The organism is Streptomyces sp. NPDC047453 (genome assembly GCF_040643155.1).
GTDB lineage: Bacteria > Actinomycetota > Actinomycetes > Streptomycetales > Streptomycetaceae > Streptomyces.
In genome coordinates, this window is record NZ_JBEYTS010000003.1 from 188,765 (window position 1) to 212,757 (window position 23,993).

The following is a 23,993-nucleotide window of genomic DNA, read 5'->3' on the forward strand; positions in this document are numbered from 1 at the left end:
TCGTCCGGCGACGGCGGCGGCTAGGGTCTTGGCATGATCCAAAACGAGAAGTCCTAGGTGTCGCTCTCCTCGGTCGGGCGGGTGCGTCCGGGCTCCGGGAGCTGGCCCTCCTGGGCCCGGATGTGCAGTACGTCGCCGACGAACAGGTCGTACACCAGGACGCCGACGACCCCGCCGACGAGCGGTCCGACGATCGGGATCCACCAGTAATGGCTGAACGACCCGGCCAGGCTGCCGGGCAGAGCCAGGTCTCCCCACCCGGCGAAGAACGTGAACAGGCGCGGACCGAAGTCACGGGCCGGGTTGATGGCGTACCCGGCGTTCGCTCCGTAGGAGATGCCGATGGCGGCCACCACGAAGCCGATGACCAGCGGCCCGAGGTTGGCCTTCACGGCGGTGTTGCGCAGGTCGAGCACCGCCACGATCAGCATGACCAGGAACGCGGTGCCGACGATCTGGTCCACGAGCGGCCCCCAGTAACCGCCGTGGAAGTAGGGCGCCGGGAAGGTGGCGAAGATCGAGAACGAGGCGACGGTGTGCCCGTGCGTCTTCGGTCCCTTCATCGCCTGGTCGAAGGTGTTGATCGCGTCGTGATAGACCGCGTACACCACCGCGGCGCCGACGAAGGCGCCCGCCACCTGTGAGATCCAGTACGGAACCACCTTCACCCGGGGGAACTTGCGGCGCACCGCGAACGCCAGCGTCACCGCCGGGTTGATGTGCGCCCCGCTGACGCCTCCGGCGACGTACACGCCGAAGGCCACCGCGAAGGCCCAGCCCCAGCCGACCAGCAGCCAGTCACCGGCGCTGATGAAGAACGTCGTGGGCCCCTCGGTGCGTCCCGAGCCGGGCAGCGCCGCCACCGCCATGGCCACCGAGCCGCATCCGAAGGCGATGAGGACCAGCGTCCCCAGGAACTCCGCCATGCATTCGCCCAAGAGCCCGCCACGGCGCCTGAGCCGTGAGGGACTCAGCAGGGGCGGGATTTCCACGGCCATATCGGCCCCCTCAACGAACGGTCCGGCGAACGGCCGGCACAGCCCTGAACAGGACGGCCTCGCGTTGCCGCCCAGCCCCGGGCGGCCCCGCCTCACTGCACAGTCTGCGCGCGGGGCCGGACCGAGGCCACTCGGCCCGGCCCGGGACACCGCCGGCCCACCGCCACGCGGTGCCGTTCCTTCCCCCCGTACCCGTGCGAACGCGCGTTCCACGCCCCGTCGGCCACCGCGCCGACACGCCCCCGCGGCGTGCCGGGGCCCTCCAGAAGGTGAACCCCCATACGGGTGAGATTACTCAGGCCGTCGCCGCGAAGAACCGAGGAATAGAGGCGCGTCGAACGTTCCGGTTCCCTCGGCGCGAGCGGATCCGAGTGGCATCCGAGCGACGACCGAACAAGACTGATCAGTGGTTTCGTGATCAGGCGAAAACGCACGGTCCCGGAGACCGGGCACCGTTGACCGATGGTTTTCGACCTTTCCTTCAGGGAGCTCGCATGGTGGAGAAGTCTGCCGACATCTTGATGCCCGGACCGGACGAACCCGTGATCGCCGGGCATGCAGGCACCCTCCCGACGGCGGCGGATACCGAGAGGGAGTTCGCCGGAATCCTGGCGGATGTCGTACACGCCGAACACGTTCCGCCCGAAAGTCATTTCTTCGACGACCTGGGTGCCAACTCCCTGGTCATGGCGCAATTCTGTGCGCGGGTCCGGAAGAGATCCGACCTGCCGCCGGTGTCCATGAAGGACATCTACCGCAACCCCACGGTCCGCAGCCTGGCGGAAGCCCTCGCGAGCCTCGCTCCACCACCCGCCGCCGCACCCGCGCCGGCGGCCCCGGCGGCACCCGCGGGCGGGACGCCGGCACCGGCCGGGGCGGCACCGAGCACGGCTCGCTACGTGCTGTGCGGAGCCGCCCAGTTGCTCATCTTCCTCGGATATTCGTTCGTCGCCGGAATGGCCACCGCACGGGCCTACGAGTGGATCGGCTCGGCCTCGGGCGTCGTCGACGTCTATCTCCGGTCCCTGGTGTTCGGGACCGGCGGTTTTCTCCTGCTGTGCGCCTTCCCGGTCGCGGCGAAGTGGATTCTCGTCGGCCGCTGGAAGCCGGGCGAGTTCCCGGTGTGGGGTGCGGCCTATCTCCGCTTCTGGATCGTCAAGGTGCTCCTGCACGCGAATCCGATGATCCTCTTCATCGGAAATCCTGTGTACGTGATGTATCTGCGGGCCCTGGGCGCGCGGATCGGCAAGGACGTCACGATCCTCTCCCACTCCGTGCCGGTCTGCACCGACCTGCTCACCATCGGCGCGGGCACGGTGATCCGCAAGGACGCGTTCTTCCAGTGCTACCGGGCGCACGCCGGGCACATCCAGACCGGCCGGATCGACATCGGCCGGGACGCCTTCGTCGGCGAGAAGTCGGTGCTCGACATCGACACCTCGATGGGCGACGGCTCTCAGCTCGGCCACGCCTCCGCCCTGTACCGGGGCCAGCACGTGCCGGCCGGCGAACGCCGGCACGGCTCCCCGGCACAGCCCACTTCGGTCGACCACATCAGGGTCGAGCCGACCCGGTGCGGCACGCTGCGGCGGGCCGTCTTCGGGGTGTCCTCCCTGCTCCAGCTCTTCCTGCTGTACCTGCCGCTCGCCGTCGGCGGCATCTACATGCTGTTCGCGGAGGTCCCGGCGCTGCGCGGCCGGCTGGACGCGGGGACGACCCTGTCCACGGTGCCGGAGTTCCTCACCGACACCCTGGCCGTGTCCGCCGTGCTGTTCTTCGGCGGGCTCGTCGTGGGCCTGGCCCTGATGTTCGCGGTGCCCCGGCTGCTGAGCCTGGCCGTCAAGCCCGACCGGGTCTACCCGCTCTACGGCTTCCAGTACGCGATGCACCGGGCCGTGGCCGGCCTGACGAACATCAAGTTCTTCCCCTGGCTCGTCGGCGACAGCTCCTACATCGTCCCCTATCTGCGCCGGCTCGGATACGACCTGTCCCAGGTGGAGCAGACCGGCTCGAACTTCGGCACCGAGGTGCAGCACGAGACGCCGTTCCTGGTGTCCGTCGGCAGCGGGACGATGGTGGCCGACGGGCTCTCCGTCATCAACGCCGACTACTCCAGCACCTCCTTCAAGGTGAGCCGGGCGACGATCGGCGCGCGCAACTTCCTCGGCAACAACATCGCCTATCCGGCGGGAGCCAGAACGGGCGACAACTGCCTGCTCGCGACGAAGGTGATGGTCCCCCTCGACGGCGAACTGCGCGAAGGGGTCGGGCTGCTCGGCTCACCGTGCTTCGAGATCCCCCGTTCGGTGGAGCGCGACACCCGCTTCGACCACCTCAGGACGGGCGACGCCCTGCGCCGCAACCTCGCCGCGAAGAATCGCTACAACCTGCGTTCCATGGCGCTCCACCTGCTGCTGCGCTGGGTGCTCGCCGCCGTGCTCACGGGAATCGCTCTGGCCTGCGTCGACCTGTACGGCACGCTGGGCCACGTGGTGATCGCCGGCTATCTGGCCCTCACCCTCGCCATCACGGCCGGCTACTTCATCCTGGTGGAGCGGGCCATCGCCGCCTTCCGCGCCCTGCGCCCCCGCCTGTGCTCCATCTACGACCCGTACTTCTGGTGGCACGAGCGGCTGTGGAAGGTGCCCGACGAATGGCTCGAGGTGTTCAACGGGACCCCGTTCAAGAGCCTGGTCTGGCGCCTGATGGGCGTACGCATCGGCCGCAGGGTCTTCGACGACGGCTGCTACATCACGGAGCGGACGCTCACCGTCATCGGGGACGACTGCACGCTGAACGCGGGCAGCAAGATCCAGTGCCACTCGCAGGAGGACGGCACCTTCAAGTCGGACCACACCACGCTCGGCTCCGACTGCACGCTCGGGGTCGGCGCGCACGTGCACTACGGCGTGACGGTGGGCGACGGGGCCGTACTGGCGCCCGATTCCTTCCTCATGAAGGGCGAGGAAGTCCCCGCGAAGGCGGAATGGGGCGGAAATCCCGCCGCGCCGACGGCGAAGTGAGGAAGGGCCATTCAATGGGAGCGCGCGTGGCAGCGGACAGGGAGTTCTGGAGCGAGGTGCTCACCGCCGGCGGCTTCACCGCCGTTCCGCGGTGGGCACCCGAGCCGGTGGCCGGTGACGCCGAGCACGAGGAGACCGTGCCGGCCGGGACGGCGCGGGCGGTACGCGCCCTCGCGGCGGAGCTGGGGGTGCCGTCCAGCGCGGTCCTGCTGGCCGCGCACGCCAAGGTGCTGGCCGCGCTGTCCGGTGAGCAGGACGTGGTGACGGGCTGGGACACGGGCCCCGACGCCGGCCCACTGCCCTGCCGGCCTGCCGTCGCGCCGGGGTCCTGGCGCCGGCTGGTGCTCGACGCCCACCGTGTCGCGGCGGACCTGATCGCGCACCGGGACTTCCCCGTGGACGAGCTGCGCCGGGAGCTGAAACTCCCGGAACCGTTGTTCGAGGCCGTCTTCGACCCGGCGGACACCGGGAGCGGCGCTCTGCCCGCCGATGCGGTGCTGCGGATGGCCTTCGGCGAGCGGGACGGGCTGCTGACGGCACGCTTGCGGTACCGCACGGACGCGCTGGACGCCGAGGCCGCGGCCCGGGTCTGCGGCTACCACCTGACCGCGCTGCGGCTGATGACCGCCGACGTGGACGCCGAGCACACCGGGCAGAGCCTGCTGTCGCCCGAGGAGACGCGCGACCAGCTGGAGGGGCTGGCCGGACCCCACCGGGAGCTGCCGTCCGCGCGGGCGCACGAACTCTTCGAGCAGCGGGTACGGGCCCACCCCGAGGCGGTGGCCGCGGTGCACGGCGACCGCTCGTGGACGTACGGGGAGCTGAACGCGCGGGCCAACCGGCTGGCCCGCGCGCTGCTGGCGCGCGGTCTGGGCCGGGAGGACGTGGTGGCCGTGGTCACCGAGCGCAACCTCGACTGGCTGGCGGCGGTGCTGGCGGTGTTCAAGGCCGGCGGTGCCTATCTGCCGATCGAGCCGCACTTCCCGGCCGAGCGCATCGGGGCGATGCTCGCCCGGGCCGGCTGCCGGCTGGTGCTGACCGAGCCGGGCAGCACCGCCACCCTGGACGAGGCGCCGGCCGCACTGCCGCCGGGGACCGAGAAGCTGCTGATCGAAACGGCGTACGCGGAGGAGCAGGCGGACGACGACCTCCGGGTGGAGGTCTCCCCGGGCCAGTTGGCGTACATCTACTTCACCTCCGGCTCCACCGGCGAGCCCAAGGGAGCGATGTGCGAGCACGCCGGCATGCTCAACCACCTGTACGCCAAGATCGACGATCTGGGGATCGGTCCCGGGCGGGTGGTGGCGCAGACGGCTCCGCAGTGCTTCGACATCTCGCTGTGGCAGCTGCTGGCCGCGCTGCTGGTGGGCGGGCGGACCCTGCTGGTCGAGCAGGAAGCCGTCGTGGACGTGGAGCGTTTCGTCGACACGCTGGTGCGCGGCCGGGTCGCCGTGGCGCAGGTCGTGCCCTCCTATCTGGAGGTGGTGGCCTCGTACCTGGAGCGGCACCCCCGCGAACTGCCCGACCTGGCCTGCGTGTCGGTGACCGGCGAGGCGCTGAAGCGGGAACTCGTCCAGCGCTGGTTCGCCCTCCAGCCCGGCATCAAGCTGGTCAACGCCTACGGGCTGACGGAGACTTCGGACGACACCAACCACGAGGTCATGGACGCGGTTCCGGAACGGGTGCTGCTGGGGCGCCCGGTCGGCAACGTGCGCGTCTACGTGGTCGACGAGCACCTTTCCCCGGTGCCGCTCGGCGCCCCCGGGCTGATCGCCTTCTCCGGCGTGTGCGTGGGACGCGGATACGTCAACGACCCCGAGCGGACCCGTGAGGCCTACCGCGAGGACCCGCACCGGCCGGGCGAGCGGCTGTATCTGGCGGGCGACTGGGGCCGCTGGCACCCCGGCGGGAAGCTGGAGTTCCTCGGCCGCCGGGACAGTCAGGTCAAGATCCGCGGGTTCCGCATCGAGATCGGGGAGATCGAGAACACCCTGCTGCGCGTTCCCGGGGTCCGGGACGGCGCGGTGGTCGTCGCCGAACTCGCGGGCCGCAGCACGCATCTGATCGCCTTCCACACCGGTCGGCGACTCGAACCCGAGGAGTTGCGCGACGCGCTCGGTGCGGTGCTCCCCGCGTACATGGTCCCGTCGGCCTTCCACTGGCAGGACGGGCTGCCGCTGACCGCCAACGGCAAGATCGACCGCAAGGCGCTGACCGCGCTGGCCGAACGCGGCACGCCGGCGGCGGACGAAGCCGGTTCCGGTGAGTCCCACGACGCCCCGCGCACCCCGGCCGAGCGGAGGCTGGCGGCCGCCTGGGCGGAACTGCTGGGCCTGCCCGGGCAGACGATCGGCCGGCGGGACCACTTCTTCGACCTCGGCGCGACCTCCCTGTCGGCGGTGAAGCTCACCATCGCCCTGAACCGCGCGGTGTCCCTCAAGGACATCACCCGGCACCCGGTACTCGCCGACCTCGCGGCGTGCCTCGACGGCACGGCCCGGCAGCGACCGGAGCTGCTCCAGCCGTTGTCGGCGGACGAGGATTCCTCCGAGTGCGCGCTGGTGTGCTTCCCGCACGCGGGCGGCAACGCGGTCAACTTCCAGCCGCTGGCGAGCGCCCTGGCCGGCAGCGGCGTCGTCGTCCACGCGGTGGACCTGCCCGGCCACGACCTGGCCGCCGGGGAGGAGCCGTTCGCGCCGTTGGAACAGGTGGTGGAGCGGGTCGCCGCGGAGATCGCCGGGCGCGGCCTGAAGCGGGTCATGCTCTGGGGCCACTCCTCCGGCACCGCGCCCGCTCTGCTGACTGCCCGGAGGCTCTCCGCGCTCGGAGTGGAGGTGACTCGGGTGTTCCTCGGCGCGCAGTTGCCCGGCACGGCCGCCGAACGGCGCGCCGCCGCCGCCGAGTTGACCGAGCGCAGCGATGCCGAGATCGCCGCTCGGCTCGGTGCGGACGGCGGCCACCTGGAGCTCGGCGAGCTGAACGCGGAGCACGCCGAGCGCGTCGGGGCCGCCTACCGGCACGACTGCGTGGCGGCGCACCGCTGCTTCGCCGACGCCCTCGACAGCCCGCCGGCGGTGAGACTGGCCGCGCCGGTCACCGTGATCGTCGCCGCCGACGACCCGAGCACCGCGGGCTTCCAGGACCACTGGCGGGACTGGGAGTTCCTCGCCGAACAGGTGGACCTGCGTGAACTGACAGACGGCGGCCACTACTTCCCACGCACCCGCCCGGCCGCGGTGGCGGCGGCCGTACTGGACGCCGCCGACCTGCTGGCCTCCTCCTGAACACCGCTGAGGCCCGCCCCGGCCTCGTTGGTGACGAACGAAAGGAAACCGAGATGTCGTTCTCGTCCCCGGCTTCGGTACTGGAGGTGGAGCTGCGACCGGGCAGACCGCCCGTCCTGCGTGTCGAGACCCCTGCGGACGCGACCGGATGGGCGGCCGAGCACCGCAAGGCACTGCGGGCCCGGGTCGCCGAGCACGGAGCCGTGCTCGTACGCGGCCTGGGGCTGCGGGAGCCCGAGCAGATCTCCGCCGTCTTCACGGAACTGGGCGGCCCGCTGATGCCGGAACGGGAGGCCTTCGCCCCCCGCGAGGCCTACGGCCGCGGTCTGTACTCCTCCACCGCCTGGCCCGCCAACCAGCCCATGTGCATGCACCACGAGCTGAGTTACGCGCTGAAGGTGCCCGGTCTGATGCTGTTCGCGTGCCCGACCGCGCCCACCGAGGGCGGGGCGACCGCGGTCGCCGACGCGGAGGAGGTGCTGAACGCGCTGCCCGCAGGGCTGACCGAGCGTTTCGAGCGCGAGGGCTGGCTGCTCACCCGCAGCTACAACGACGAGATCGGGGCGTCCCTGGCGGAGTCGTTCGGCACCGACGACCACGAGACCGTCGAGAACTACTGCCGCGCCCACGCCATCGAGTTCGCCTGGCAGCCCGACGGCGGCCTGCGCACCCGGCAGCGGCGCTGCGCCGTGGTGCGGCACCCGGACACCGGCCGGCGCTGCTGGTTCAACCAGATCGCCTTCCTCAACGAGTGGACGCTGGCCCCGGAGGTGCGCGAGTACCTGGTGGACGAGTACGGCGAGGACGGGCTGCCGTTCAACACCCGCTTCGGCGACGGCACACCGATCGGCGAGGAGGTCGTGCAGCTGCTCAACGAGACGTACGAGGCGCACACCCGACGCGAGCCCTGGCAGTCCGGCGACCTGATGCTGGTCGACAACATCCGCACGGCGCACAGCAGGGAGACCTTCACCGGTGACCGGCAGGTGCTCGTCGCCATGGCCGAGCCCCAGCGCCTTGCCGAGTACGGCCCGACCCCGAAGGGAAGCCGGCGATGACCTCGACCTCCCCCGCCACCGACCCGACCACCTCCCGGCCCGCCCCGGTGCCGACCTTCGCCGTGATCTCCGGCGCCCAGGTCCGGCAAGCGCTCGAAGGGCGCGAGAAGCAGCTCACGGAGCTGGTCGAGGCGACGTACCGGCTGCACGGCTCGGGCAGCACGGTGAACCCGCCGTCGTACTTCCTGCGCTTCCCCGACCGTCCCACGGCACGGATCATCGCGCTGCCGGCCTCCGTCGGCGGGTCGGTGGGCGTGGACGGACTGAAGTGGATCTCCAGCTTCCCGGCCAACGTCGGCGCCGGCCTGCCCCGGGCCTCGGCGGTCCTGGTCCTCAACGACCACGACACCGGCTACCCGTTCGCCTGCATGGAGAGCTCCATCATCAGCGCCACCAGGACCGCCGCGTCCGCGGCGCTGGCCGCCGACTGGCTCACCCGCAACCGGCCCCGCCCCACCCGGGTCGGCTTCTTCGGCACCGGCCTGATCGCACGCTACATCCACACCTTCCTGACCGGCACCGGCTTCGGCTTCGACAGCGTCGGCGTCTACGACGTGTCCGCCGACAGCTCCGCCGGGTTCTGCGGCTACCTGCGCCAGAGCGGTGCCGCCGGGCACGCCCCGGAGGTCACCGTCCATGAGAGCGCCGAGGACCTGATCCGCTCCAGCGACCTGGTGGTCTTCGCGACGATCGCCGGCGAGCCGCACGTCACCGACCCGGCCTGGTTCACCCACCATCCGGTCGTCCTGCACGTGTCGCTGCGCGACCTCGCCCCCCAGGTGCTGCTCTCCGCCGCCAACTTCGTCGACGACGTCGAGCACTGCCTGAAGGCCGGCACCTCGCCGCACCTGACCGAGCAGCTCACCGGCGGCCGGGACTTCCTGCACGGCACCCTCGACGACGTCATGACCGGGCGGGTGGATCCGCCAGCCGACCGGCCGGTGATCTTCTCGCCGTTCGGCCTGGGGGTCCTCGACCTCGCCGTCGGCAAGTACGTCTACGACGAGGTGGCCCGCGCCAAAAACCTGCACGTCATCGACGACTTCTTCCATGAGCTGCGCCGGTACGGCTGAACGTTCCTATCCTCGGCCCAGGCATCAGGAGGCCAGCGTGCCCGTCATCTCAGCCCCCCACGCCTTCAACGAAGGCCAACTCTATGTTGATCTCCGGCCGATATTCGGGCGCTCGCTCTACCTGAAGTGCGAGGGCTTCAACTTCGCCGGCTCGATCAAGATGAAGGCCGCGACGGAGATGGTGGAGGCCGCGGAACGGGACGGCCTCCTGACGCCCCGCTCGATCCTCATCGAGTCCTCGTCGGGCAACCTCGGTGTGGCGCTCAGTATGATCGCCGCCAGCAAGGGCTACCGGTTCCTCTGCGTGACGGACTCCCGCTGCAACCTGTCCGCCCGGCTGCTGATGGAGGCGCTGGGCAGCGAGGTGCACGTCATCGCCGACCTGGACGCCAACGGCGGCTTCCTCGGCGCGCGGATCGACTACGTCCGCGCGCTGTGCGCCTCCGACGAGCGGTACGTCTGGCTCAGCCAGTACACCAACCCGAACAACTGGGGGGCCCACTACCGCAGGACCGCACCGGAGATCGCCCGCCAGTTCCCCCGTCTCGACGTGCTGTTCGTCGGCTCGGGCACCACGGGCACGCTGATGGGCTGCGCCCGCTTCTTCCGCGAGTGGCACCGGCCGGTGCGGATCGTCGCGGTGGACACCGTCGGCTCGGTGGCCTTCGGCGGCAAGCCGGGCCGGCGGATGATCCCCGGACTGGGCATGAGCATGCGCCCGCCGCTGCTCGACGAGTCCTTCGTCGACGAGGTGGTCCGGGTCGAGGAGGCGGACACCATCCGCGCCTGCCATCGGCTGGCCCGGCGCGGCTTCCTGTTCGGCGGCTCCACCGGGACGGTGGTCAGCGGCGCGATGGACTGGCTGTCGCGCAACGACGCCCGCGACCTGACCGCCGTGGCCATCGCCCCGGACCTCGGGGAGCGCTACCTCGACACGATCTACCAGTCCTCCTGGCTCGAGGACCTGTACGGCGACGTGTTCCGCGGCGACCGGCACGGTCGGCAGGAACTCGGCCCCGAGGAAGTCACCGCGGGCTCCCTGGCCGTCGACCCCCGCTCGCACACGCGGCGCGCGCCCCGCGACCGGTAGCGCCCGCCGCACGGACGGGGACCGCGGGGCGAACGGCCGCCCCGCGGTCCCCGTCCGGGGATCGGACGCCGGTCAGCCCGCCGCGCCCCGGAGTTCGGACAACGTGGCCGCGGTCAGCGGCCGCGGCTCGCTGTCGGGGTCGACCAGGACCACGGTGCAGGTGGCGGTGTGGGTCAGGGCCGCGGTGAAACTGCCGTCGGCGAACTGGGCGAGCGGGCCACGCGGCGAACGGCCGACCGCCACGGCACGCGCGCCCACCTCGGCGGCGTGCCGGGCCAGGGCGCGGCCGGCCGCCGCGTGGTCGCCGACGCTGCCGAGGATCTGGCCCCGCGCGACGACGCCATGGGCGGCGAGGCGGTCGAGGTGGGCGGTGACGGTGGCGCGGGCCTGCGCGAAGTCCTCTGCGTCGGCCGCCTGTTCCTCGACGACGGCGGTGTGCTGGACGTGCACGACCTCCAGGGGGCTGCCGGTGTCCCGGGCGAGCCGTGCCGCGGCGTCGACGATCACGGCGGCACCATCGTGGGCGCCGACGGCGACGACCACGGGCGGCGTGCCGGTGGACGCCGCGGTGCCGACGGGCGTGAACGTCGGTGTGACGGGCTCCCCTTCACCGGTGCGCGTCTCGGCCTCCCGCAGCAGCCGGTGGCCGCAGGCCAGCACCGGAATGGCGAGGAGGAAGGTGGCGGCGCCCAGGTAGAAGGGGACGCTGAGGTCGGTGGCGTCGGCGAGCTTGCCGGCGAAGTAGGGTGCCAGGCCGCCGCCGATGAACCGCAGGAAGCCGTACGCGGAGGAGGCGACGGGCCGCTCGGCCGGGGAGACGAGCATGACGGCCTGGGTGGTCAGGGTGTTGTTGATGCCGATGAAGGCGCCGCTGGCGACGACCGCCACGATGACCACGGTGGGCGTGGCGACGCCGGCCGCGATGACGGCCATCACGATGCTCAGGCCGAGCAGGTTGGCGTAGAGCACGGGGGCGGTGCCGTAGCGGGCCTGAAGGCGCGGGGCGAAGAAGACGCTGAAGGCGGCCACGAGCAGGCCCCAGCCGGTGAAGACCAGCCCGAGCTGGTGGGCGCTGAGCTCCATCGGGTACGGCGCGTAGCCGAGCATGGTGAAGAAGCCCCAGTTGTACAGCAGGGCCATGATGCCCATGGTCAGCAGGCCGCGGTGGCGCAGGGCCCTGAGGGGGGCGAGGGGCGAGGTGCGGCGTTCGGGTTTCGGCAGGGTCGGGACGAAGGCCAGGGTGGCTATGAGGGCGACGGCCATGAGGACGGCGACGCCGAAGAAGGGGCCGCGCCAGCTGATCGCGCCCAGTTCGCCGCCGAGCAGCGGGCCGACGGCGATGCCGAGGCCGAGCGCGGTCTCGTAGAGGATGATCGCGCCGCCGAAGCCGCCGCTGGCCGAGGCGACGATGACGGCCAGCGAGGTGGCGATGAACAGGGCGTTGCCCAGCCCCCAGCCGGCGCGGAAGCCGACGATGCCGTTGATGGAGCCCGACGAGCCGGCCAGGGCGGCGAAGACGACGATGACGGCCAGGCCGGTGACGAGGGTGCGCTTGGCCCCGAAACGGCTGGAGAACCAGCCGACGATCAGCATCGCGACCGCGGTGACGATCAGGTAACTGCTGAACAGCAGGGAGACCTGGCTGGGCGTGGCGTGCAGGCTCTCGGCCAGGGCGGGCAGGATCGGGTCGACCAGGCCGATGCCCATGAACGAGATGACGCAGGCGAACGCGACGGCCCAGACGGCCTTGGGCTGCTTGAAAGGGCTGGCGGCCTTTCCGTGACCGGCGGTCTTTCCGTGCGGTGCACTCATGTGCGCCTCTCCTGTGAGGTGGGCTGAGGTGAGCGGTGGCGGCGCGGCGGATCAGGAGCGCGCCTGGCGGTCCTCGATGACGCGGGCCAGGGCCGGCAGCGCCACCCGCACCGCGCACTGCTCGGCCTCCGGCAGTTCCTCCACGAGCTGCTGAAGGGCCCGGGCGCGTTCGGCGCGGCGTCGCCGGAAGAGCTCGAGACCGGCGTCGGTGGCCTCCACCAGCACGCCCCGGCCGTCGCTGTGGTCGGCGGTGCGCCGTACCAGGCCCGCCCGCTCCAGCCGGGTCACGAGCTGGGTCATGTTGGGCTGGGACACGCTTTCCGCCCGCGCCAACTCGGTCAGCCGGTAGGGGCCCTCGCGGCCCAGCCGGGACAGTGCCGAGGAGGCGGCTGTGCTCAGTCCGCCGGCGGTGGCGCTGCGGCGTACGTAGCGGACCATCTGCTCGACGGCGATCATCAGGTCCTCGGGCGACGCCTCGGGGCCCACTGGGTCCATAACCCGCTTATGCATAAGCGCATTATGCACTTAGGTGTAGGACGAAACAAGATTCCGGGACACAGGGAGGCGGGAACACCTCGAGGCCGGCCGGAGCGGGCCGGCCGGCCTCGATGCCATGATCAGCCGTTGTCAGGCGTGATCAGCTGTGTTCGGTTGTGGTCATGCGCGATCAGGCGAGATCGAACCGGTCGAGGTTCATGACCTTGACCCACGCCGCGACGAAGTCCTCGACGAACTTCTCCTTCGCGTCGTCGCTCGCGTAGACCTCCGCGAGCGCGCGCAGCTCGGAGTTGGACCCGAAGACGAGGTCGGCACGGCTGCCCGTCCACTTGACCTCACCGGTAGCGGCGTCGCGGCCCTCGAAGGCAGCGGCGTCCTCGGACGTCGCCTTCCACGTCGTGCCCAGGTCGAGCAGGTTGACGAAGAAGTCGTTGGTCAGCACGCCGGGCGTCGCGGTGAGGACGCCGAGCTGCGAACCCTTGTACGTGGCGCCCAGGGCGCGCAGACCACCGACGAGGACCGTCATCTCGGGGGCGCTCAGGGTCAGCAGATTCGCCCGGTCGAGCAGCAGGTACTCGGCCGGCAGCCGGTTGCCCTTCCCGTAGTAGTTGCGGAACCCGTCGGCGGTGGGCTCCAGGGCGGCGAAGGACTCCGCGTCGGTCTGCTCCTGCGAGGCGTCCACGCGGCCCGGGGTGAAGGGCACCTCGACGTCGACGCCGGCCTCCTTGGCGGCCCGCTCGACGGCCGCACCACCGGCGAGCACGATCAGGTCGGCCAGCGAGACCCGCTTGCCGCCGCTCTGGGCGGCGTTGAAGGACTCCTGGACCTGCTCCAGGGTGCGCAGCACCGTCGCCAGCTCGTCGGGGTCGTTGACCTCCCAGCCGCTCTGCGGCTGAAGCCGGATGCGGGCGCCGTTGGCACCGCCCCGCTTGTCGCTGCCGCGGAAGGTAGAGGCCGACGCCCACGCGGTGGACACCAGCTGCGGCACGGACAGACCCGAGCCGAGGATCCTGGTCTTGAGCTCGGCGGCGTCCCCGGCGTCGATCTGCTCGTACTCCGCCTCGGGTAGCGGGTCCTGCCACAGCAGCGTCTCCGTCGGTACCTCCGGGCCGAGGTAGCGCACAACCGGGCCCATGTCGCGGTGGGTCAGCTTGAACCACGCGCGCGCGAAGGCGTCCGCGAACTCCTCCGGGTTCTCCATGAAGCGGCGCGAGATCGGCTCGTAGGCCGGGTCGACGCGCAGCGAGAGGTCCGTCGTCAGCATCGTGGGCGCGTGCCGCCTGGACGGGTCGTGGGCGTCGGGGACGGTGTCCGCGCCCGCGCCGTCCTTCGGCCGCCACTGGTAGGCGCCGGCCGGGCTCTTGAACAGCTCCCACTCGTAACCGAACAGGATCTGGAAGAAGCTGTTGTCCCAGGTGGTCGGCGTGTCCGTCCAGATGCCCTCCAGGCCGCTGGTGATCGCGTCGCCGCCCTTGCCGGTGCCGTAGGTGCTCCGCCAGCCCAGGCCCTGCTCCTCCATCGAGGCGCCCTCGGGGGCGGGGCCGACGTGGTCGGCGGGGCCCGCGCCGTGGGTCTTGCCGAAGGTGTGACCGCCCGCGATCAGGGCGACCGTCTCCTCGTCGTTCATCGCCATCCGGCGGAACGTCTCACGGACGTCGCGAGCCGCGGCGATCGGGTCCGGGTTGCCGTTCGGGCCCTCGGGATTGACGTAGATCAGACCCATCTGGACCGCGCCGAGCGGGTTCTCCAGCTCGCGGTCGCCGGTGTAGCGCTCGTCGCCGAGCCAGGTGGTCTCGGGACCCCAGTAGACGTCCTCCTCGGGCTCCCACACGTCCTCACGGCCGCCGGCGTACCCGAAGGTCTTGAAGCCCATCGACTCCAGGGCGACGTTGCCGGCGAGGATCATGAGGTCGGCCCACGAGAGGTTCCGGCCGTACTTCTTCTTCACCGGCCACAGCAGGCGGCGGGCCTTGTCCAGGTTCCCGTTGTCCGGCCAGCTGTTGAGCGGTGCGAAGCGCTGCTGGCCGGCGCCGGCGCCGCCCCGGCCGTCGCTGATCCGGTAGGTGCCGGCACTGTGCCACGCCATCCGGATGATGAAGGGACCGTAGTGGCCGAAGTCGGCGGGCCACCAGTCCTGCGAGGTGGTCAGCACCTCGGCGACGTCCCGCTTGACGGACGGGAGGTCAAGGCTCTTGAACGCCTCGGCGTAGTCGAAGTCCCCGCCGAGGGGGTTGGCCACCGCGGGGTTCTTGGCGAGGATCTTCAGGTTGAGGCGCTCCGGCCACCACTGGCGGTTTCCACCGCCCTGGGTGGGGTGCGCCGCACGACCGTGCGCGACCGGGCAGCCGCCTGTGCCCTCCGTCTTCGCGTCGGTCACGATTGCATCGGGGTTCTCGGACATTGTCTTCCTTCCGGACTGGGCGGATCGCGAGCTCAGGTACTGCCGGAGGTGGAACAGGCGGGGCACAGGCCCCAGTAGTTGACCTCGGCCTCGTGGATCGAGAAGCCGTGGTCCTCGGACGCGGCCAGACAGGGAGCGTCGCCGACGGCGCAGTCGACGTCGGCGAGGGCACCGCACGAGCGGCACACGACGTGGTGGTGGTTGTCCCCGACGCGCCCCTCGAACCGGGCCGGACTGCCGGCCGGTTCGATACGGCGCACGAGCCCCGCCGCGGTGAGCGCGCGCAGCGCCTCGTAGACGGCTTGCAGGGAGACGTGACCGACGCGTTCGCGCGCGCCGGAGGCGATCGCCTCGACATCGAGGTGATCACCTGCCCGTACGGTCTCGAGCAGCGCCACCCGCACGGCGGTCACGCGCAGGCCGGCGTCACGAAGCTCCCCGGCTGTGGACTCGGTCCGAGGTCCGGTCATGCGCCGAACCTACGCCGCAAACACGAACGACTCAAGAAAAGGAAGGGTGAAAGTCCGGTGTGTCGCCGCGCCCCGCGCATCACGCGGGACGCGCCCCTCCCCTCGCACGGGACCCGGCGACACAACACGTGGAACATGGTCACGAAACCGTGATTCCGTGACATCCATCACCTCATTCCCGTAACTAAGCGGGTGGCTTAGTAGATGCCGCCCTGGCGACATATGGGATTTGTCCGTCTTCGTGCGGGAGCGTGTCGCAGCGAGCTCGGCGGCGCCCCCCTCCCTCGTCACCTTCGCTCGTCCCGTGCGGCCGGGGCCTCCTGACGGTGCGCCAGGAATCCGGAGGCCGCGCCGGCCGAGGGCAGCACGCCCGCGTTCGCTTTCGCAAGGGTCTCGCGAACCTACGAGGTCAGGTAGTACTGAGGGCCTTTGCGCCCTTTGCGGAGCCGTCCAGAGAATGACGACCCCCCACCCCGAGCGAGGTCACGCAATGGGCACGCACCGCAAGAAGCAGCACTACCGGCGCATAGTCGTCGCCGCCGTCGCCACGGGCGCCGTCGCCATACCCACCACCGCGCTGGCCTGCAACGGCCGGCCGGCCGCCCCCGGAGAGCGTCCCTCCCACGGCGCCGGGAACCAGCAGGGCAACCCCGGCTGGCACCCGCAGGGCAACCCGGGCTGGAGCTGGCGGAAGGGCAACCCCGTCTCCCCGATCAACCCGCCGCAGGGGGCCCCGGCCGAGTCGGCCGCCCCCAGCCAACCGAGCGCGCCGGACGCCGGTGCGCCCGCCGAGCCGAGCGCGTCCAAGGACACCGGCACATCGTCCGGGCCCACGGCTCGCGTCGTGGAACTCGTCAACGCCGAGCGGTCCAAGGCCGGTTGCTCGGCGCTGACCGTGAACGCGAAGCTGACCAAGGCCGCCCAGGCGCACAGCGAGGACATGGCGGCCCACCGGAACATGTCGCACACCGGGTCCGACGGGTCCAACCCGGGCGACCGCATCACGCGTGCCGGCTACAGCTGGCAGAGCTACGGCGAGAACGTCGCCTACGGTTACGCCACTCCGGAGCAGGTCATGGCGGGCTGGATGTCCAGCTCCGGGCACAAGGCGAACATCCTCAACTGCTCCTTCAAGGAGATCGGCGTCGGTCTCGCCCAGCCCGGCAACTACTGGACCCAGGAGTTCGGAGCCGCCCGGTGACCTGCGGCGAGACGGCGCAAGCCGCGCTTCCGGCCGCCGCGGCCGGTCGGCGTTAGGCGCTGCCCTTCCGCCCCCTCGGTGGCCACGTCGGCCGGTGCGGTCCGGTACTCACGCCGGACCGCACCGACCGACCGCGTCGGGGGTGGTGCCGTCACCGCCCGCCGTGTGTGCGGGGGCGGCTCCTGCGGTCACGGTGGCTGGGCAGGAACTCCTGCACCTTGGACTTGAATCCCTGGCGGACCACGGCGGCACGGTCGCTGTCGCCCTTGAGCACGGAGGCCGCGGCGGCCTCGATCTGGTCGAGGGTGGCGTGCGGAGGAATGGGCGGCACGGCCGGATCGGTCACGAAGTCCAGCACGCAGGGCCGGTCCGCCGCGAGGGCGTGCTCCCAGGCGCCCGTCACCTCGCCGGGCTTCTCGATCCGCTTGCCGTCCAGGCCGAGCAAGCGCGCGAAGTCGGCGTAGGCGACGTCGGGGATCGACTGCGACGGCAGGAACTGCGGAGCGCCCTCCATGGCGCGCATCTCCCAGGTCACCTGGTTGAGGTCCTGGTTGTTGAAGACGGCGACGACCAGGCGCGGGTCGGCCCAGTCCTGCCAGTACTTGGCGATGGTGATCAGCTCGGCCATGCCGTTCATCTGCATCGCCCCGTCGCCCACGAGGGCGATCGCCGGCCGGTCGCCGTGCGCGAACTTCGCACCGATGGCGTACGGCACGCCGGGTCCCATGGTGGCGAGGGTGCCCGAGAGCGAGCCGCGCATGCCACCGCGCAGTTTGAGGTGGCGGGCGTACCAGTTGGCGGCGGAGCCGGAGTCCGCGGCCAGGACGGCGTTCTCGGGGAGCAGGTCGTTTAGTGCGTGGGCGACGTGCTCGGGGTTGACGGGGTCGGCCTCGACCGCGGCGCGCCGCCGCATGACCTCCCACCAGGCCGCGGTGTCCTGTTCGATCTTCCGGCGCCAGCCCTGCTCCGTGGCCACCTTGAGCGAAGGCAGGAGCCGGCGCAGCGTCAGGGCGGCGTCACCGACCAGGTTGACCTCGAAGGGGTAGCGCAGGCCGATCATGCGGGGATCGATGTCGATCTGCACGGCCCGCGCCTGGCCGAACTCGGGCAGGAACTGTGTGTACGGGAAGCTGGAGCCGACGACCAGGAGGGTGTCGCAGTCCCGCATCATCTCGTACGAGGGGCGGGTCCCCAGCAGTCCGATCGCGCCGGTGACGTAGGGCAGGTCGTCGTCGAGGGCGTCCTTGCCCAGCAGTGCCTTGGCCACGCCGGCGCCGAGGTGGTCGGCGACCCACATGACCTCCTGCCGTGCGCCGCGGGCGCCCTGGCCGACGAGGATCGCGGGTTTCCTCCCGGCGTTGAGGACCTCCGCGGCCCGGGCGAGATCTTCCTCGGAGGGCACCGGCGCGTAGTGGGGCATGCCCAGGCTGGAGGGCACCATCTTGAAGGCGTGCTCCGGCGGCGAGTAGTCGAGTTCCTGCACGTCGGCGGGGACGATGACGGCCGTCACCGAACGCCGGGCCATGGCGGTGCGCAGGGCGCGGTCGAGAACGTTGGGCAGTTGCTCGGGGACGGTGACCATCTCGCAGAAGTCGGAGGCGACGTCCTTGTAGAGGGTCAGCAGGTCGACCTCCTGCTGGTAGGAGCCGCCCATGGCGCTGCGGTTGGTCTGGCCGACGACGGCGACCACGGGCACGTGGTCCAGTTTGGCGTCGTACAGGCCGTTGAGCAGGTGGATGGCTCCGGGGCCCGAAGTGGCCGCGCACACGCCGACTTTGCTGGAGAACTTGGCGTAGCCGACGGCTTCGAAGGCGGCCATCTCCTCGTGGCGGGCCTGGATGAACCTCGGCTGGTTGTCGGCCCGGCCCCAGGCGGCGAGCAGGCCGTTGATGCCGTCGCCGGGGTAGGCGAAGACGTGCTCCACCTCCCACTCGCGCAGGCGCTGGAGGAGGTGGTCGGAGACCTTGATGGACATGCGGGGAGCCTTTCCGGTGGAGCGGAGAGGGTGCGGGGGCTAGGGGGTGCGGTACAGGCGGCGCACCGCGGCGCGGCCGGCCGCTGTCGCGGCGGTGGCCGCGAGGGCGCCGACGACGGCTGTGGCCGCCCGGCCGCCGGCCTGTGACGGCTTCGCGGGACGCTGCGCGAGGCGTTCGGGCAGGTGGCTGGGGAGTGGCCCGTCGAGTCCCAGGGCCAGTGCCTCGGCCAGATGCAGGGCCTCGCGGCCGGTGTCGGCCTGTTCGATCTGGGTGCGGCAGCTGAAGCCGTCCGCGAGGAGCAGGCTGGACGGGGGCGCCGCGCGGACGGCCGGAAGGACGCCCTGTTCGGCGACGGCCATGGACACCTCGTGGTGGCCGCGTTCGAAACCGAAGTTGCCGGCCAGGCCGCAGCAGCCCTCGTCGAGGACGTCGGCGTCGATGTGGGCGCGGCGCATCAGTTCGCGGTCGGCGTCGTCGTGCAGGATGGCGTGCTGGTGGCAGTGGGTCTGCACGGTGGCCTGCCGGGACAGGGCAGGCGGCTGCCAGTTGCCGGGCGCGTGGTGGACGAGGTGCTCGGCGAAGGTGCGGAACCGGCCGGCGAGGCGCCGCATGTCCTGGTCGTCGGGGAGGAGTTCGGGTCCGTCCGCCCGGAACACCGCCGTGCAGGAGGGTTCGAGGCCGATGACGGGAGTGCCTGCCTCGATCCAGGGGCGCAGGACGTCGAGCGAGTGCCGCAACACCTTCCCGGCCGTGCGCAGTTGCCCGGTGGAGATCCAGGTCAGTCCGCAGCACACGGGCCGGCCGGGGACGGCGACACGGAATCCGGCGTCCTCCAGGACCCGGACGGCCGACTGGGCGATCGCGGGGTGGAAGTAGGTGCTGAAGGTGTCGGGCCACAGCACCACGGCCCGGGGATCGCCGGGTTCCGGTTCCTCGCCGCCCCGGGCCCGCCACCACTGGAGGAATGGCTCCGGCGCGAACACCGGGGCCCGGCGTGCGCCGTCGACGCCGGCGAGCCGCTTGCCGGCGCCGGACAGGACGGGCGCGTGCAGCGCGGTGTTGGCCAGGGAGGGGGCGAGGCGGGAGAGGCGGGCCCAGAGCGGCAGCCAGCCCATCGAGTAGTGGGCGGCCGGGCGCGGCTTGCCCGCGTAGTGGTGGGCGAGGAACTCGGCCTTGTACGTGGCCATGTCGACGCCCACCGGGCAGTCCGACCGGCAGCCCTTGCAGGCCAGGCAGAGGTCCAGGGCGTCACGGACCTCGGTGGAGCGCCAGCCGTCCTGGACGGCGGAGTCCGCGTGGCCGTCGAGCATCTCGAACAGCAGCCGCGCACGGCCCCGAGTGGAGTGCTCCTCCTCCTTGGTGGCCCGGTAGGAAGGGCACATCACGCCGCCGTGGTGGCTGCGGCAGTTGCCGATGCCGACACAGCGCATCACGGCGCGGGTGAAGGAGTGCTCGTCCTCGGGGTAGCCGAAGTGGTGCCCTACGGTGGCGGGCCGCCAGGCGGGGCCCAGCCGCAGTTGTCCGTCGACCGGGTTCGGCTCGGCGACCTTCCCCGGATTCATACGGTTGCCGGGGTCGAAGAGGGCCTTCAACTCGCCGAGGGCGGCGACGAGGCGCTCGCCGAACATTCGGGTCAGCAGTTCGCCGCGCGCCTGTCCGTCCCCGTGCTCTCCGGAGAGGGATCCGCCGTAGGACGCCACGAGGTCGGCGGCGTGCTCCAGGAAGCGGCGGAATTCGGCCACGCCCTCGGCGGTCTTCAAGGCGAACGGGATACGGGTGTGCACACAGCCCTGCCCGAAGTGGCCGTAGAGCGACGGATGGTCATAGCCGAACTCGTCGAACAGCCCCTTCAGGTCGCGCAGATAGTCCCCCAGTCGGTCGGGCGGGACGGCGGAGTCCTCCCAGCCTTCCCAGGTCTCCCGGCCGTCCGGGGGACGGGCCGTCACCCCCAGCCCCGCCTCGCGGGCCTTGAGCATCTCCTGTTCGCGCTCCGGGTCGTCGGAGAAGGCCACGGCCGAGTCCTTCTCACCGCGGCCCACCGCCCGCAGCAGCGCCCGCGCCTGATCGTCCACGGCCTCTTGGCTGTCGCCGCCGAACTGCACCAGCAGCCAGCTGTTCCCCTCCGGCAGGGCGCGGAGGGAGTCGAGATAGGCGTGCTCCTCCCGCATCAACTGCGCCATCCGGTCGTCCAGGGCCTCCAGTTGACCGGGCTCGCTGTGCTCGAGGAGGCGCGGGACGTCGTCGGCGGCGGAGCAGATGTCGTCGTATCCGAGGACCAGCAGCGACTGGAACGGCGGCACGGGTACGAGGTCCAGCTCGGCGCGCAACACGGTCACGAGGGTGCCCTCGCTGCCCACCAGGGCCTTGGCGACGTCGAAGCCCTTCTCCGGCAGCAGGGAGTCCAGGTTGTAGCCGGAGACGCGGCGCGGGATGTCCGGGTAGCCGTGCCGCACGTCCGCGAGGTACTCGGTGACGATGCGGTCGAGACCGGCGTAGATCTCGGCCCCGCGGCCGCCTTCCGCCGCGATCCGCGTCCGCTCGGCCTTCGAGGTGGGCCCCACCCACATCCGTGCGCCGTCGTAGGTGAGGATCTCCAGTCGGCGTACGTTGTCCACGGTCTTGCCGTACGCCTGCGCGGACGCCCCGCAGGAGTTGTTGCCGATCATGCCGCCCAGCGCGCAGTGGGTGTGCGTCGACGGTTTGGGACCGAACTGGAGGCGATGGCCGGCCAGTTGCCGGTTGAGCTCGTCCAGGACGATCCCCGGCTCGGCGACGCAGGTGCGGCTGCCGGGGTCGACCGACAGCAGTGCGTGGCAGTACTTCGTCCAGTCGACGATCACGGCCGTGTTGGTCGCCTGACCGGCCAGGCTGGTCCCGCCGCCGCGGGACAGGACCGGAGCGCCGAACCGCGCGCACACCTCGACGGCCCGGGCACCGGCCTCGACGTCGCGCGGGACGACGACCCCGATCGGGACCTGCCGGTAGTTGGACCCGTCGGTGGCGTACGCGCCCTTGCTGCCCGCGTCGAAGCGGACCTCGGCGTCGGCCTCGGCGAGCAGGGCTGCTTCCAGGCCGGCCACGTTCAACTCGGCGGAGTGGGGCACAGGTGTGGGAGTCACTGGAGGGCGAGGGGACGTCGGCGGGCGAGCCGGCTGCGCGGGGTGCCGGTGACCTTGCCGGTCTCGGTGTCGCTCGTCATCACGCCCTCCTCCCGCCGCCGGAATCCGTGGGGCCGCCGGTTCCGTCAGTGATCGGTCACGGTTTCGTGGCGCGGTCGCTGGTCGCGGCCGTCCGCCCCTCGTATGACGAGGCCCGAGTGCCCAAGGCAGGCGAGGGGTATGCCACCCCCGGCCGCCCGCGGCGGCCTTCCGCGCGCCACCCGGACCCGTGCGATTCGCACCCACGGGTGAGGGGAACCCGCCCCGACATGATCGGGAGCATCGTGCGGGGTGGCGCGGCCGGTGCCGCCGGAACGACCGTGCTGAACGCCGTGACCTACGCCGACATGACGTGGCGGGGAAGGCCGGCCGGCGAGGCCCCCGCCCAGGTGGTGGACGAGATCGCGCGGGACCTGGGGCATCCGGTCCCCGGAACGGGAGGCAGCCGGGACAACCGGCTCTCCGGTCTCGGTGCGCTGGCCGGCATCGCCGTGGGCTGCGGTACGGGAGCGGCCGTCGCCCTGGCCCGCAGTGCGGGTGTCCGGATGCCCTGGTGGCTGGGAGGGGTGGTGACCGGCGCCCTGGCCATGGCCGCCGCGGACCTGCCCATGGCACGGCTGGGAGTGAGTGACCCGGCGAGTTGGTCGGCCAAGGACTGGGCGTCGGACGTGGTGCCGCACCTGCTGTACGGACTCGTCACCCACGGCCTGCTGAGTGCCGCGGAAGACCGGCCGTGAGCAGACGGCCCCGCGTCAGACTCGGGGTGGTGAACGCCGGCGGTGACGGAACGTGCTCGAGCAGGTGCAGGACGCCGCGCTCGTGCCGCGGTACGGCCGATATCCGGTGGTGGGACGGGCCGCCAGTGAAGAGGTCGCCGCCGACTGGGAGCGCGACCACGACACGGAGGGTGCTCGGGAACGCGTGCCCGGCGTGAGGCGCGGCGTCGCCGGTCTGGTCGCGGTGTCGACGATGCCTGTTCGGCGTACGATGGATGCCCGCGACGGCGATCCGCCGGGCACCTGCGGAACGCGCCGAGCGCGTCGGTGATGGGGCTCACCGGAACCGCGGCATGATGCCGCTGACGGTCCCTGGTCCAACGGATGTGACCAGGAGGAACGATGCCCACGCCGACCGACCCTCGCTCCCGGCCACGGCCCGGTCCGCCCATGCCCGCCCGGCACGTACGGCCGCACGCCCTGGTGCCGCACGGCGAGACGGCTTCCGCCACCAGGAGGACACCATGGAGTTCGACGTGATCGTGGAAATCCCCCAGGGGTCCCGGAACAAGTACGAGATGGATCACGAACTGCACCGCATCCGGCTGGACCGGATGCTGTTCACCTCCACCCAGTATCCGGCGGACTACGGCTACATCGACGGCACCCTGGGCCGCGACGGCGACCCGTTGGACGCGCTCGTGCTGACCGGCGAGCCGACGTTCCCCGGCTGCACCATCGAGTGCCGGGCGGTGGGCATGTTCGCCATGAAGGACGAACGCGGCCCCGACGAGAAGATCCTCTGCGTCCCCGCGCACGATCCGCGGTACGCGGACGTGCAGGACATCGACGACATCCCCCTCTTCGACCGGCTGGAGATCACCCACTTCTTCGAGGTGTACAAGGACCTGGAACCCGGCAAGTCCGTCGAGGGCTCGCACTGGGAGGGCCGCGAGCAGGCCTACGCGGAGATCGACGCCTCCCGCACCCGTGCCACCGGCGAGCAGGCGCCTGCCCGGGGTCCCACATAGGCTTTCGTACGGGCTCGGCACGCGTCACTGCCGGGCGGTGACCATGTCGTCCGGTTCCGTGTCCGGGTCGTACTCGTAGATCCAGCCGTTGGCGACGAGCGCGTCCTCCTGGGCGCAGGCCGTGTCGCGGGCACGCTGCTCGGCGCCGTCCGGGAGGTGACCGGCCGGGTGGGCCTACGGGCACTGCCCGGCAGGGACTTCCCG

At 71.5% G+C, this 23,993-nt stretch carries 16 protein-coding genes; 9 read left to right on the forward strand and 7 right to left on the reverse strand.

What is annotated here, in order from left to right; translation table 11 throughout:
• Window positions 1-53 precede the first annotated feature (53 nt).
• On the reverse strand, window positions 54-998 hold the full coding sequence (locus ABZ818_RS05155; protein ID WP_361410984.1) for an MIP/aquaporin family protein: 945 nt from the start codon (window positions 996-998) through the stop codon (window positions 54-56).
• Between the two features lie 494 nt (window positions 999-1,492).
• Here ABZ818_RS05155 and ABZ818_RS05160 point away from each other — a divergent pair, with 494 nt between their 5' ends.
• The 5 genes from ABZ818_RS05160 to sbnA are packed head-to-tail and all read left to right on the forward strand — an operon-like array spanning window position 1,493 to window position 10,526.
• Window positions 1,493-4,021 carry a Pls/PosA family non-ribosomal peptide synthetase gene (locus ABZ818_RS05160; protein WP_361410987.1) on the forward strand — a complete coding sequence of 843 codons (2,529 nt, stop codon included), beginning with the start codon at window positions 1,493-1,495 and terminating at the stop codon, window positions 4,019-4,021.
• 14 nt (window positions 4,022-4,035) lie between these two features.
• Entirely contained in the window at window positions 4,036-7,305 is a 3,270-nt protein-coding gene (locus ABZ818_RS05165) for an amino acid adenylation domain-containing protein (RefSeq protein ID WP_361410990.1), read from the forward strand.
• Window positions 7,306-7,358: 53 nt separating this feature from the next.
• Complete coding sequence (locus tag ABZ818_RS05170; RefSeq protein WP_361410993.1) at window positions 7,359-8,363, forward strand: TauD/TfdA family dioxygenase; 1,005 nt, start codon at window positions 7,359-7,361, stop codon at window positions 8,361-8,363.
• Window positions 8,360-9,436: a 2,3-diaminopropionate biosynthesis protein SbnB gene (sbnB, locus tag ABZ818_RS05175; protein WP_361410997.1), complete on the forward strand. Its 1,077-nt coding sequence runs from the start codon at window positions 8,360-8,362 to the stop codon at window positions 9,434-9,436. The genes ABZ818_RS05170 and sbnB overlap by 4 nt, the downstream gene beginning before the upstream one ends.
• 37 nt (window positions 9,437-9,473) lie before the next feature.
• Window positions 9,474-10,526, forward strand: a complete 1,053-nt coding sequence (sbnA, locus tag ABZ818_RS05180) for a 2,3-diaminopropionate biosynthesis protein SbnA (RefSeq protein WP_361411000.1) — start codon at window positions 9,474-9,476, stop codon at window positions 10,524-10,526.
• 72 nt (window positions 10,527-10,598) lie between these two features.
• Here the strand turns inward: sbnA and ABZ818_RS05185 are convergent, their stop codons facing one another.
• The 4 genes from ABZ818_RS05185 to ABZ818_RS05200 form a co-directional block, all read right to left on the reverse strand.
• On the reverse strand, window positions 10,599-12,338 hold the full coding sequence (locus tag ABZ818_RS05185) for an MFS transporter (protein ID WP_361411003.1): 1,740 nt from the start codon (window positions 12,336-12,338) through the stop codon (window positions 10,599-10,601).
• A gap of 51 nt (window positions 12,339-12,389) precedes the next feature.
• Window positions 12,390-12,848: a MarR family transcriptional regulator gene (locus ABZ818_RS05190; RefSeq protein ID WP_361411006.1), complete on the reverse strand. Its 459-nt coding sequence runs from the start codon at window positions 12,846-12,848 to the stop codon at window positions 12,390-12,392.
• A 157-nt stretch (window positions 12,849-13,005) separates the two neighbouring features.
• On the reverse strand, window positions 13,006-15,237 hold the full coding sequence (katG, locus tag ABZ818_RS05195) for a catalase/peroxidase HPI (protein WP_361411009.1): 2,232 nt from the start codon (window positions 15,235-15,237) through the stop codon (window positions 13,006-13,008).
• A 32-nt stretch (window positions 15,238-15,269) separates the two neighbouring features.
• Entirely contained in the window at window positions 15,270-15,707 is a 438-nt protein-coding gene (locus ABZ818_RS05200; RefSeq protein ID WP_361411012.1) for a Fur family transcriptional regulator, read from the reverse strand.
• A 490-nt stretch (window positions 15,708-16,197) separates the two neighbouring features.
• Between ABZ818_RS05200 and ABZ818_RS05205 the strand changes: the two genes are divergently transcribed.
• Window positions 16,198-16,908: a CAP domain-containing protein gene (locus tag ABZ818_RS05205; protein WP_361411015.1), complete on the forward strand. Its 711-nt coding sequence runs from the start codon at window positions 16,198-16,200 to the stop codon at window positions 16,906-16,908.
• A 151-nt stretch (window positions 16,909-17,059) separates the two neighbouring features.
• Here ABZ818_RS05205 and ABZ818_RS05210 read toward each other — a convergent pair whose 3' ends face one another.
• Window positions 17,060-18,883, reverse strand: a complete 1,824-nt coding sequence (locus tag ABZ818_RS05210; protein ID WP_361411018.1) for a thiamine pyrophosphate-requiring protein — start codon at window positions 18,881-18,883, stop codon at window positions 17,060-17,062.
• Between the two features lie 39 nt (window positions 18,884-18,922).
• On the reverse strand, window positions 18,923-21,988 hold the full coding sequence (locus ABZ818_RS05215; protein ID WP_361411021.1) for an FAD-linked oxidase C-terminal domain-containing protein: 3,066 nt from the start codon (window positions 21,986-21,988) through the stop codon (window positions 18,923-18,925).
• 323 nt (window positions 21,989-22,311) lie between these two features.
• On the opposite strand from ABZ818_RS05215, the gene ABZ818_RS05220 reads away from it, so the two are divergent.
• The 3 genes from ABZ818_RS05220 (at window position 22,312) to ABZ818_RS05230 (ending at window position 23,789) form a co-directional block, all read left to right on the forward strand.
• Complete coding sequence (locus ABZ818_RS05220) at window positions 22,312-22,779, forward strand: hypothetical protein (RefSeq protein ID WP_361411024.1); 468 nt, start codon at window positions 22,312-22,314, stop codon at window positions 22,777-22,779.
• A gap of 52 nt (window positions 22,780-22,831) precedes the next feature.
• Complete coding sequence (locus ABZ818_RS05225) at window positions 22,832-23,089, forward strand: hypothetical protein (RefSeq protein ID WP_361411027.1); 258 nt, start codon at window positions 22,832-22,834, stop codon at window positions 23,087-23,089.
• A 193-nt stretch (window positions 23,090-23,282) separates the two neighbouring features.
• Window positions 23,283-23,789 carry an inorganic diphosphatase gene (locus ABZ818_RS05230; RefSeq protein WP_361411030.1) on the forward strand — a complete coding sequence of 169 codons (507 nt, stop codon included), beginning with the start codon at window positions 23,283-23,285 and terminating at the stop codon, window positions 23,787-23,789.
• Window positions 23,790-23,993 lie beyond the last annotated feature (204 nt).

Bases quoted from the DNA above. Each gene is read 5' to 3' on its own strand.
- ABZ818_RS05205 (WP_361411015.1), top strand. From the start codon at position 16,198: ATGGGCACGCACCGCAAGAAGCAGCACTACCGGCGCATAGTCGTCGCC.
- ABZ818_RS05210 (WP_361411018.1), bottom strand. From the start codon at position 18,883: ATGTCCATCAAGGTCTCCGACCACCTCCTCCAGCGCCTGCGCGAGTGG.
- ABZ818_RS05200 (WP_361411012.1), bottom strand. From the start codon at position 15,707: ATGACCGGACCTCGGACCGAGTCCACAGCCGGGGAGCTTCGTGACGCC.
- katG (WP_361411009.1), bottom strand. From the start codon at position 15,237: ATGTCCGAGAACCCCGATGCAATCGTGACCGACGCGAAGACGGAGGGC.
- ABZ818_RS05170 (WP_361410993.1), top strand. From the start codon at position 7,359: ATGTCGTTCTCGTCCCCGGCTTCGGTACTGGAGGTGGAGCTGCGACCG.
- ABZ818_RS05190 (WP_361411006.1), bottom strand. From the start codon at position 12,848: ATGCATAAGCGGGTTATGGACCCAGTGGGCCCCGAGGCGTCGCCCGAG.
- ABZ818_RS05185 (WP_361411003.1), bottom strand. From the start codon at position 12,338: ATGAGTGCACCGCACGGAAAGACCGCCGGTCACGGAAAGGCCGCCAGC.
- sbnB (WP_361410997.1), top strand. From the start codon at position 8,360: ATGACCTCGACCTCCCCCGCCACCGACCCGACCACCTCCCGGCCCGCC.
- ABZ818_RS05155 (WP_361410984.1), bottom strand. From the start codon at position 998: ATGGCCGTGGAAATCCCGCCCCTGCTGAGTCCCTCACGGCTCAGGCGC.
- ABZ818_RS05165 (WP_361410990.1), top strand. From the start codon at position 4,036: ATGGGAGCGCGCGTGGCAGCGGACAGGGAGTTCTGGAGCGAGGTGCTC.
- ABZ818_RS05220 (WP_361411024.1), top strand. From the start codon at position 22,312: ATGATCGGGAGCATCGTGCGGGGTGGCGCGGCCGGTGCCGCCGGAACG.
- ABZ818_RS05230 (WP_361411030.1), top strand. From the start codon at position 23,283: ATGGAGTTCGACGTGATCGTGGAAATCCCCCAGGGGTCCCGGAACAAG.
- ABZ818_RS05160 (WP_361410987.1), top strand. From the start codon at position 1,493: ATGGTGGAGAAGTCTGCCGACATCTTGATGCCCGGACCGGACGAACCC.